6 protein-coding genes and 5 pseudogenes are annotated in these 10,361 nt (G+C 68.8%); 5 read left to right on the top strand and 6 right to left on the bottom strand.

Features of this window, described 5'->3' with window-relative positions; all coding sequences use genetic code 11:
* Positions 1-335 precede the first annotated feature (335 nt).
* The 4 genes and pseudogenes from BLW44_RS00065 to BLW44_RS00050 all read right to left on the bottom strand — a co-directional run bounded on the left by BLW44_RS00065 (position 336) and on the right by BLW44_RS00050 (position 2,694).
* Positions 336-1,124: pseudogene (locus BLW44_RS00065) on the bottom strand (aldo/keto reductase).
* Positions 1,096-1,239 (bottom strand): annotated as a pseudogene (locus tag BLW44_RS18695) (aldo/keto reductase); the annotation flags it as partial. The pseudogenes BLW44_RS18695 and BLW44_RS00065, both read right to left, overlap by 29 nt.
* A gap of 78 nt (positions 1,240-1,317) precedes the next feature.
* On the bottom strand, positions 1,318-1,647 hold the full coding sequence (locus tag BLW44_RS00060) for a hypothetical protein (protein WP_074731461.1): 330 nt from the start codon (positions 1,645-1,647) through the stop codon (positions 1,318-1,320).
* A gap of 84 nt (positions 1,648-1,731) precedes the next feature.
* Positions 1,732-2,694 (bottom strand): DUF4407 domain-containing protein, encoded by a 963-nt coding sequence (locus tag BLW44_RS00050; protein ID WP_074731459.1) that lies wholly within the window; start codon positions 2,692-2,694, stop codon positions 1,732-1,734.
* A gap of 998 nt (positions 2,695-3,692) precedes the next feature.
* Between BLW44_RS00050 and BLW44_RS18080 the strand changes: the two genes are divergently transcribed.
* Positions 3,693-4,079 (top strand): NAD(P)H-dependent oxidoreductase, encoded by a 387-nt coding sequence (locus tag BLW44_RS18080; RefSeq protein WP_074731458.1) that lies wholly within the window; start codon positions 3,693-3,695, stop codon positions 4,077-4,079.
* Positions 4,080-4,308: 229 nt separating this feature from the next.
* Here BLW44_RS18080 and rlmN (BLW44_RS00035) read toward each other — a convergent pair.
* Positions 4,309-5,227: pseudogene (gene rlmN / locus BLW44_RS00035) on the bottom strand (23S rRNA (adenine(2503)-C(2))-methyltransferase RlmN); the annotation flags it as partial.
* On the opposite strand from rlmN (BLW44_RS00035), the pseudogene rlmN (BLW44_RS00030) reads away from it, so the two are divergent.
* Positions 5,227-6,036 (top strand): annotated as a pseudogene (gene rlmN / locus BLW44_RS00030) (23S rRNA (adenine(2503)-C(2))-methyltransferase RlmN); the annotation flags it as partial. The pseudogenes rlmN (BLW44_RS00035) and rlmN (BLW44_RS00030) sit on opposite strands and share 1 nt — an antisense overlap.
* Here the strand turns inward: rlmN (BLW44_RS00030) and BLW44_RS00025 are convergent.
* On the bottom strand, positions 5,985-6,659 hold the full coding sequence (locus BLW44_RS00025) for an NAD(P)H-dependent oxidoreductase (protein ID WP_074731456.1): 675 nt from the start codon (positions 6,657-6,659) through the stop codon (positions 5,985-5,987). The pseudogene rlmN (BLW44_RS00030) and the gene BLW44_RS00025 overlap by 52 nt on opposite strands.
* Positions 6,660-6,725: 66 nt before the next feature.
* Between BLW44_RS00025 and BLW44_RS00020 the strand changes: the two genes are divergently transcribed.
* The 3 genes and pseudogenes from BLW44_RS00020 to BLW44_RS00010 all read left to right on the top strand — a co-directional run.
* A complete protein-coding gene (locus BLW44_RS00020; RefSeq protein ID WP_060926318.1) occupies positions 6,726-7,295 on the top strand; it encodes a TetR/AcrR family transcriptional regulator in 570 nt (189 codons plus the stop codon).
* 98 nt (positions 7,296-7,393) lie between these two features.
* Positions 7,394-9,043, top strand: a complete 1,650-nt coding sequence (locus BLW44_RS00015; protein ID WP_060926317.1) for a DUF4407 domain-containing protein — start codon at positions 7,394-7,396, stop codon at positions 9,041-9,043.
* 78 nt (positions 9,044-9,121) lie between these two features.
* Positions 9,122-10,002 (top strand): annotated as a pseudogene (locus tag BLW44_RS00010) (aldo/keto reductase family protein); the annotation flags it as partial.
* Positions 10,003-10,361 lie beyond the last annotated feature (359 nt).

Below are 10,361 nucleotides of genomic sequence, written 5' to 3'. Positions count from 1 at the left end.
GCGCTGAACGGGTTCATCTCGACCTTCAACATCGACTGGGGATCCATGTCGGCGGCCGCCGTGCTGACGATCCTGCCGACCATGGCGATGTTCGCTCTCGCGAGCCGCTGGATCGTGCAGGGCCTCACGGCCGGAGCCGTCAAGGAGTAAGCACATCCGGAGATGACGAAGGCCGCCGCCCCTCAGGGACGGCGGCCTTCGTCATGCATCCGTCAGACGCATGTCTCCGTCAGACCAGGCGGGCCTTCGGGGAGACCGAGTACGTCGCCTCGGCGTCGGTGTTGACCGTGTCGCCCAGCGCCGTGTCGATCGCGGCGAGCGTGTCGGGTCGAGCGTCACGCCGAGGCCTTCACCGTCTCGGCGAGCTGCTCGGGCCGCGAGGCTCCGACCAGTGCCGCCGCGACGTTCGGGTTCTGCAGGACCCAGGCGATCGCCAGCTGCGGCATCGACAGCCCGGCCTCCTCGGCGATCGGCTTGAGCCTCTGCACGGCGGTGAGGATGTCGTCCTGCAGGAAGCTCTTGATGAAGTCGGCGCCGCTGTGCGGGTCGGTCGCGCGCGACCCCTCCGGCACCGGCTGACCCGGCAGGTACTTCCCCGACAGCACGCCCTGCGCCATCGGCGACCAGACGATCTGCGAGATGCCGAGGTCCTGCGACGTTCGGCACGACCTTGCCCTCGATCACACGGTGGAGCATCGAGTACTGCGGCTGGTTCGAGATCAGCTGCACGCCGAGCTCCTTCGCCAGCGCGTGGCCGTCCTGCAGCTGCTCGCAGTCCACTCCGAGACGCCGATGTAGAGGGCCTTGCCCTGGCGGACGACATCGGCGAACGCCTGGAAGGTCTCCTCCAGCGGCGTCTCGTAGTCGAAGCGGTGCGCCTGGTACAGGTCGACGTAGTCGGTGCCGAGGCGCTTCAGCGATCCGTTGATCGACTCGAGGATGTGCTTGCGGCTGAGCCCGGTGTCGTTGGGCCCCTTGGGACCGGTCGGGAAGTAGACCTTGGTGAAGATCTCGAGCCCCTCGCGGCGCTGACCTCGAGCGCCTTGCGAGGACGACCTCCGCCGCGGTGTTCGCGTACGTGTCGGCCGTGTCGAACGTGGTGATGCCGGCGTCGAGCGCCGCATGCACGGTCTTGACGGCCGCGTCGTCTTCGACCTGTGATGCGTGGGTGACCCAGTTGCCGTAGGTGATCTCGGAGACCTTGAGACCGCTGTTGCCGAGATAGCGATAGTTGACCATGGAACAACGCTACCGGCCGTCGACGACGTCGGGGCCTGATCGCCGTGACCGGTCTCAGCCTGCGTGGCCGCAGGGGTCTCAGACGCGCGGTTCGACCAGCTGCTCCTGCTCCTCGAGCGTCTGAGCCTGCGCGCGCTTCTCGGCGAGCTCGCGCTCCTGGGCAGCTTCCCGCTGCTCGGCGGCCTGCGCCGCCTCCTTGCGCTCGGCGCGGGTCTGCGGCTCGCCGGTTCCGGCATCCGCCTGGATGCCCTGCGACTGCACGCTCACGATCGCCGCGCGGTCTCGGAAGCCCTCGGCGGTGACCTTGTCGAGCGCGACCTGGCGACGGATCGCCGCGGCCTTCTCGTACAGCGACGGATCGCCGAAGCAGGTGAGCACCTTCACCAGCACCGGCAGCAGCTCGATCATTGAAGAACAGCGCGGCGATCAGGATGTGCGCCCACAGGATCGTCGGCTCCTTCTCGCTGAGCCTGTTCAGTCCGCTGATCTGGCTCAGCAGCCCGATGGCTCCCGCGTTGCCGGAGGCCACGGACTCGGCGCGCGCGTTGTACGCCGCGAGCGCGGTGTCGTAGCTGTCGCGGGCTGCGGGCAGCTGCGACTTCGCCTCCTCGCGGTTCTGCGCTCCGAGGTGCTCGTGTTCTCCTTCGCGGCGCTGCCGGCGTCGGCGAGCTCCTCGTTGGCGGTGCGCAGCTGGGCGGCCAGCGCGTCGTACGTCTGCTGCGCCTCGGCCAGCTGCGCCTTCGCGGCATCGGAGCTCGCGCCTTCACCGTTGACGCCGGTGCATCCGGGCACGGTTCCCGCACCCTCGCCGGTGAGCTCGCACTGATAGAGCGTGCGCGCCTGATCGATCACGGCCTGCTGATCGGTCATCTTCGCGGTCAGATCGTCGACCGTGGCCTGAGCGGCGGACTCACTCGCCGACGACGAGTCGGTGCCAGCGACGATGCCCGTCGCGCCTGGTTCTCGAGTTCGGCCACGCGATCGGATGCCGCATCCAGCGCCTTCTTCTCCGGGCCGGTCTCGAGTGCATCCTGGTCGGCCTGCGCCTGGGTGATGTTTGGTGGAGGCGACCTCACGGGCGATGTCGTTGTGGAAGATCTGCAGCACGAGGGGCTCTGCGACGACGAATCCGATGATCGCCGCCATGACGACTCGGGGGATCGCGAGGCCGATCAGCTTCCAGACGTTGCGCGTCGACGTCATCGTCGAGGTGAGGAAGCGGTCGAGGTTGAAGATGATCAGCGCCCAGACGATCGCCAGCGGCACGGCCAGCCAGATCACGGCCTGCACACCGGTGGTCAGCGCGAACAGCATCGAGATCGCCGAGACCAGGGCGGTGCCGGCGAGCACGAAGAACATCTGCACGAAGCGCGGCGTCTCGCCGGGCACACGGTCGAGGATCTCGCCGTCCGCACCGCCGAGGATCGCGAGGCGCCGGAACCCGGAACCCGGCACGCGGGCTTCCGCTCGCGCGGCTGTCGGCGAGGCTTCGGCTCACGCCTGGGCTCCTGCTCGGCGGACGACTCTGCGGATGCGTCGGCATCCGCGTCCCGCTCGTCGTCGGACATCCGCCGCTCGTCCTGCGCACGCGCGGAGTCAGGTCGGCGCCGGTGGGCTCGTACTCGCGCAGGAAGTCGAGGTCGTCCGTGTCAGCGTTCGGGTCGCTGTCGAGGATGATCCGACCCTGCGAATCGAACCGTCCTGGACGGTGAGCGGAATAGGGCATCCCGACAATCTACGAAATGTCGCCTGTGGAAAACGTGGACGAACGCTGTGTCCTTGCCTGCTGCGGCGCTCGCGACGGCTCTCGGCGACGTTGGCGAGATCAGCGCGGGAGCATGCGCGTGAGCGCATCGGCACTCGCGGCGAGCGCGGCGTCGAGCGTGAAGTGACCGGCGGCGCACAGCGTCCCGAGACCATGCGCGAGGCCCAGACGCCGATGACGCCGGTGTCGCCGTCGAGTCCGCCGCGACGGATGCCTCCGACAGCAGCTCCTCGAGTTCGTCGATCAGCGGCGCCATGGTCTCGCTCGGCTCCCCGGGATGCAAACGGTGGGGTCGTAGATGACGTCGAAGCCGTGCGGATGCTCGACCGCGTAGCGGATGTACGCACGCCGCCCTCGATCACCGCGGCACGAGGGTCGCCGCACCCTCGATCGCCTCGCGGACGGCAGCGACGAGGTCGGCCATGCTGCGTTCGGCGAGCACCTTCAGCAGCCCTCGCCGGTCGGAGAAGTGGTGGTACGGGCGTTGTGGCTGACATCCGCCGCGCGGGCGACTTCGCGCAGGCTGATCTCCCCCGCGGCTTCTCGGCGAGCAGCTGCATCGCGGCCGCTTCGAGAGCGTGGGCGAGGTCGCCGTGGTGATAGCCGACCGAGAACTTGACACAAGCAACATTGTTGCCTATCTTGACAGTGTCCACCAGTACTTGACACTGTCAACATAGGAGTTCGAATGCCTTCCGCCCTGATCATCGACGGCCACCCGGACGCCCGCTCGCTCTCCGCAGAGCTCGCTCGTCGCTATGCCGCAGCGCACGGCGATGCCCGCATCCTCGCGCTGCGCGACCTCGACTTCGACCCGTCGCTACGCTTCGGGTATCGCGAGCGCATGGAGCTGGAGCCCGATCTGATCGACGCCAAGCAGGCACTGCGGGAGGCCGCGACCGTCGTGGTCGTGACGCCCTCTGGTGGGATCGGTGCCCGCAGTGCTGAAGGGGTTCTTCGATCGCGCGCTGCTCCCCAGCAGGAATACCGCTACTCGAAGGCCGGACTCCCCGAGGGCCTTCTCACCGCGGCGAGCGGGCGCCTGTTCCTGCTGGCGGACACCCGTGGTTCCTGACGCCCTTCACCGGCTCCGGCGCGGACGCACGTGGCGCGCGGGACGCTGCGATTCTGCGGCATCCGCTCGGTACGCACGACCCGGATGCTGGGCGTCAAGGACGCGAAGCCGAGCGCATCGCCTCGTGGCTCGCTCGCGCCGGATCACTCGGTCACCGCGACGGCGTCCGTGACGCCGCTCGCGCCGGCATCAGCACCGGTATCCGCGACCGCGGCGATGAGGCCGAGCCTCAGGCCATCGCGGCGGACGCAGCCTCGTCCTCGGTCGTCGCGACGAGCTGACCGCACGCGCCGTCGATCTCCTTGCCCGGGTGTCGCGGAGGGTCGTCGGGATGCCGGCGTCGTTGAGCCGGCGCACGAACTCGTTCTGCACCGACGGCTCGGACGAGGTCCAGATCGAACCCGGCGTCGGGTTCAGCGGGATCGGGTTGACGTGCACCCAGCCGCGACCGCGCTCGTTGAGCTTCTCGGCGAGCAGATCGGCACGCCAGGCGTGGTCGTTCATGTCCTTGATCAGCGCGTACTCGATCGAGACACGGCGGCCGGTCTTCTCGTAGTAGTACCGCGCGGCGTCGAGCGCCTCGTCGACCTTCCAGCGGGAGTTCACCGGGATGAGCTCGTCGCGCAGGTGGTCGTCCGGCGCGTGCAGCGACAGCGCGAAGGTCACCGGGATGCCCTCGTCGGCGAGCTTCTTGATCGCCGGCACCAGTCCGACGGTCGAGACCGTGATGCCGCGCGCGCTCATACCGAGGCCGTCGGGCTGCGGGGCGACCATCGAGCGCACGGCGTCCATGACGCGCTTGTAGTTGGCCAGCGGCTCGCCCATCCCCATGAAGACGATGTTCGAGACGCGCTCCATCGAGTGGTCGTCGGCCTTCTTGCCGCCGAGGCCGCCGTCGGCGATCAGCCGGTTGGCGCGGACGATCTGCTCGAGGATCTCGGCCGTCGACATGTTGCGGGTCAGCCCGCCTGGCCGGTGGCGCAGAACGGGCAGTTCATGCCGCATCCGGCCTGCGACGACACGCACAGCGTGATGCGCCCCGGGTAGCGCATGAGCACCGACTCCACGAGTGCACCGTCGTGCAGGCGCCAGAGGAACTTGATCGTGTCGCCGCGGTCGGTCTCCAGGCGCCGGACCTCGGTGAGCAGGGCGCATCACGCTGTGCGTGTCGTCGCAGGCCGGATGCGCATGAACTGCCCGTTCTGCGCCACCGGCCAGGCGGGCTGACCCGCAAACATGTCGACGGCCGAGATCCTCGAGCAGATCGTCCGCGCCAACCGGCTGATCGCCGACGGCGGCCTCGGCGGCAAGAAGGCCGACGACCACTCGATGGAGCGCGTCTCGAACATCGTCTTCATGGGATGGGCGAGCCGCTGGCCAACTACAAGCGCGTCATGGACGCCGTGCGCTCGATGGTCGCCCCGCAGCCCGACGGCCTCGGTATGAGCGCGCGCGGCATCACGGTCTCGACCGTCGGACTGGTGCCGGCGATCAAGAAGCTCGCCGACGAGGGCATCCCGGTGACCTTCGCGCTGTCGCTGCACGCGCCGGACGACCACCTGCGCGACGAGCTCATCCCGGTGAACTCCCGCTGGAAGGTCGACGAGGCGCTCGACGCCGCGCGGTACTACTACGAGAAGACCGGCCGCCGTGTCTCGATCGAGTACGCGCTGATCAAGGACATGAACGACCACGCCTGGCGTGCCGATCTGCTCGCCGAGAAGCTCAACGAGCGCGGTCGCGGCTGGGTGCACGTCAACCCGATCCCGCTGAACCGACGCCGGGTTCGATCTGGACCTCGTCCGAGCCGTCGGTGCAGAACGAGTTCGTGCGCCGGCTCAACGACGCCGGCATCCCGACGACCCTCCGCGACACCCGGGGCAAGGAGATCGACGGCGCGTGCGGTCAGCTCGTCGCGACGACCGAGGACGAGGCTGCGTCCGCCGCGATGGCCTGAGGCTCGGCCTCATCGCCGCGGTCGCGGATACCGGTGCTGATGCCGGCGCGAGCGGCGTCACGGACGCCGTCGCGGTGACCGAGTGATCCGGCGCGAGCGAGCCACGAGGCGATGCGCTCGGGCTTCGCGTCCTTGACGCCCAGCATCCGGGTCGTGCGTACCGAGCGGATGCCGCAGAATCGCAGCGTCCCGCGCGCCACGTGCGTCCGCGCCGGGAGCCCGGTGAAGGGCGTCAGGAACCACGGGGTGTCCGCCAGCAGGAACAGGCGCCCGCTCGCCGCGGTGAGAAGGCCCTCGGGGAGTCCGGCCTTCGAGTAGCGGTATTCCTGCTGGGGGAGCAGCGCGCGATCGAAGAACCCCTTCAGCACTGCGGGCACCGATCCCCACCAGAGGGGCGTCACGACCACGACGGTCGCGGCCTCCCGCAGTGCCTGCTTGGCGTCGATCAGATCGGGCTCCAGCTCCATGCGCTCGCGATACCCGAAGCGTAGCGACGGGTCGAAGTCGAGGTCGCGCAGCGCGAGGATGCGGGCATCGCCGTGCGCTGCGGCATAGCGACGAGCGAGCTCTGCGGAGAGCGAGCGGGCGTCCGGGTGGCCGTCGATGATCAGGGCGGAAGGCATTCGAACTCCTATGTTGACAGTGTCAAGTACTGGTGGACACTGTCAAGATAGGCAACAATGTTGCTTGTGTCAAGTTCTCGGTCCGGCTATCACCACGGCGACCTCGCCCACGCTCTCGAAGCGGCCGCGATGCAGCTGCTCGCCGAGAAGCCCGCGGGGGAGATCAGCCTGCGCGAAGTCGCCCGCGCGGCGGATGTCAGCCACAACGCCCCGTACCACCACTTCTCCGACCGGCGAGGGCTGCTGAAGGTGCTCGCCGAACGCAGCATGGCCGACCTCGTCGCTGCCGTCCGCGAGGCGATCGAGGGTGCGGGCGACCCTCGTGCCGCGGTGATCGAGGGCGGCGGTGCGTACATCCGCTACGCGGTCGAGCATCCGCACGGCTTCGACGTCATCTACGACCCCACCGTTTGCATCCCGGGGGAGCCGAGCGAGACCATGGCGCCGCTGATCGACGAACTCGAGGAGCTGCTGTCGGAGGCATCCGTCGCGGCGGGACTCGACGGCGACACCGGCGTCATCGGCGTCTGGGGCCTCGCGCATGGTCTCGGGACGCTGTGCGCCGCCGGTCACTTCACGCTCGACGCCGCGCTCGCCGCGAGTGCCGATGCGCTCACGCGCATGCTCCCGCGCTGATCTCGCCAACGTCGCCGAGAGCCGTCGCGAGCGCCGCAGCAGGCAAGGACACAGCGTTCGTCCACGTTTTCCACAGGCGACATTTCGTAGATTGTCGGATGCCCTATTCCGCTCACCGTCCAGGACGGTTCGATTCGCAGGGTCGGATCATCCTCGACAGCGACCCGAACGCTGACACGGACGACCTCGACTTCCTGCGCGAGTACGAGCCCACCGGCGCCGACCTGACTCCGCCGCGTGCGCAGGACGAGCGGCGGATGTCCGACGACGAGCGGGACGCGGATGCCGACGCATCCGCAGAGTCGTCCGCCGAGCAGGAGCCCAGGCGTGAGCCGAAGCCTCGCCGACAGCCGCGCGAGCGGAAGCCCCGCGTGCCGGGTTCCGGGTTCCGGCGCCTCGCGATCCTCGGCGGTGCGGACGGCGAGATCCTCGACCGTGTGCCCGGCGAGACGCCGCGCTTCGTGCAGATGTTCTTCGTGCTCGCCGGCACCGCCCTGGTCTCGGCGATCTCGATGCTGTTCGCGCTGACCACCGGTGTGCAGGCCGTGATCTGGCTGGCCGTGCCGCTGGCGATCGTCTGGGCGCTGATCATCTTCAACCTCGACCGCTTCCTCACCTCGACGATGACGTCGACGCGCAACGTCTGGAAGCTGATCGGCCTCGCGATCCCCCGAGTCGTCATGGCGGCGATCATCGGATTCGTCGTCGCAGAGCCCCTCGTGCTGCAGATCTTCCACAACGACATCGCCCGTGAGGTCGCCTCCACCAACATCACCCAGGCGCAGGCCGACCAGGATGCACTCGAGACCGGCCCGGAGAAGAAGGCGCTGGATGCGGCATCCGATCGCGTGGCCGAACTCGAGAACCAGGCCGCGACGGGCATCGTCGCTGGCACCGACTCGTCGTCGGCGAGTGAGTCCGCCGCTCAGGCCACGGTCGACGATCTGACCGCGAAGATGACCGATCAGCAGGCCGTGATCGATCAGGCGCGCACGCTCTATCAGTGCGAGCTCACCGGCGAGGGTGCGGGAACCGTGCCCGGATGCACCGGCGTCAACGGTGAAGGCGCGAGCTCCGATGCCGCGAAGGCGCAGCTGGCCGAGGCGCAGCAGACGTACGACGCGCTGGCCGCCCAGCTGCGCACCGCCAACGAGGAGCTCGCCGACGCCGGCAGCGCCGCGAAGGAGAACACGAGCACCTCGGAGGCGCAGAACCGCGAGGAGGCGAAGTCGCAGCTGCCCGCAGCCCGCGACAGCTACGACACCGCGCTCGCGGCGTACAACGCGCGCGCCGAGTCCGTGGCCTCCGGCAACGCGGGAGCCATCGGGCTGCTGAGCCAGATCAGCGGACTGAACAGGCTCAGCGAGAAGGAGCCGACGATCCTGTGGGCGCACATCCTGATCGCCGCGCTGTTCTTCATGATCGAGCTGCTGCCGGTGCTGGTGAAGGTGCTCACCTGCTTCGGCGATCCGTCGCTGTACGAGAAGGCCGCGGCGATCCGTCGCCAGGTCGCGCTCGACAAGGTCACCGCCGAGGGCTTCCGAGACCGCGCGGCGATCGTGAGCGTGCAGTCGCAGGGCATCCAGGCGGATGCCGGAACCGGCGAGCCGCAGACCCGCGCCGAGCGCAAGGAGGCGGCGCAGGCCGCCGAGCAGCGGGAAGCTGCCCAGGAGCGCGAGCTCGCCGAGAAGCGCGCGCAGGCTCAGACGCTCGAGGAGCAGGAGCAGCTGGTCGAACCGCGCGTCTGAGACCCCTGCGGCCACGCAGGCTGAGACCGGTCACGGCGATCAGGCCCCGACGTCGTCGACGGCCGGTAGCGTTGTTCCATGGTCAACTATCGCTATCTCGGCAACAGCGGTCTCAAGGTCTCCGAGATCACCTACGGCAACTGGGTCACCCACGCATCACAGGTCGAAGACGACGCGGCCGTCAAGACCGTGCATGCGGCGCTCGACGCCGGCATCACCACGTTCGACACGGCCGACACGTACGCGAACACCGCGGCGGAGGTCGTCCTCGGCAAGGCGCTCGAGGGTCAGCGCCGCGAGGGGCTCGAGATCTTCACCAAGGTCTACTTCCCGACCGGTCCCAAGGGGCCCAACGACACCGGGCTCAGCCGCAAGCACATCCTCGAGTCGATCAACGGATCGCTGAAGCGCCTCGGCACCGACTACGTCGACCTGTACCAGGCGCACCGCTTCGACTACGAGACGCCGCTGGAGGAGACCTTCCAGGCGTTCGCCGATGTCGTCCGCCAGGGCAAGGCCCTCTACATCGGCGTCTCGGAGTGGACTGCCGAGCAGCTGCAGGACGGCCACGCGCTGGCGAAGGAGCTCGGCGTGCAGCTGATCTCGAACCAGCCGCAGTACTCGATGCTCCACCGTGTGATCGAGGGCAAGGTCGTGCCGACGTCGCAGGACCTCGGCATCTCGCAGATCGTCTGGTCGCCGATGGCGCAGGGCGTGCTGTCGGGAAGTACCTGCCGGGTCAGCCGGTGCCGGAGGGTCGCGCGCGACCGACCCGCACAGCGGCGCCGACTTCAATCAAGAGCTTCCTGCAGGACGACATCCTCACCGCCGTGCAGAGGCTCAAGCCGATCGCCGAGGAGGCCGGGCTGTCGATGCCGCAGCTGGCGATCGCCTGGGTCCTGCAGAACCCGAACGTCGCGGCGGCACTGGTCGGAGCCTCGCGGCCCGAGCAGCTCGCCGAGACGGTGAAGGCCTCGGGCGTGACGCTCGACGCCGACACGCTCGCCGCGATCGACACGGCGCTGGGCGACACGGTCAACACCGACGCCGAGGCGACGTACTCGGTCTCCCCGAAGGCCCGCCTGGTCTGACGGAGACATGCGTCTGACGGATGCATGACGAAGGCCGCCGTCCCTGAGGGCGGCGGCCTTCGTCATCTCCGGATGTGCTTACTCCTTGACGGCTCCGGCCGTGAGGCCCTGCACGATCCAGCGGCTCGCGAGAGCGAACATCGCCATGGTCGGCAGGATCGTCAGCACGGCGGCCGCCGACATGGATCCCCAGTCGATGTTGAAGGTCGAGATGAACCCGTTCAGCG

Source organism: Microbacterium hydrocarbonoxydans (assembly GCF_900105205.1).
Taxonomy (GTDB): domain Bacteria; phylum Actinomycetota; class Actinomycetes; order Actinomycetales; family Microbacteriaceae; genus Microbacterium; species Microbacterium hydrocarbonoxydans.
This window is presented reverse-complemented; position numbering and strand designations above follow the sequence as displayed.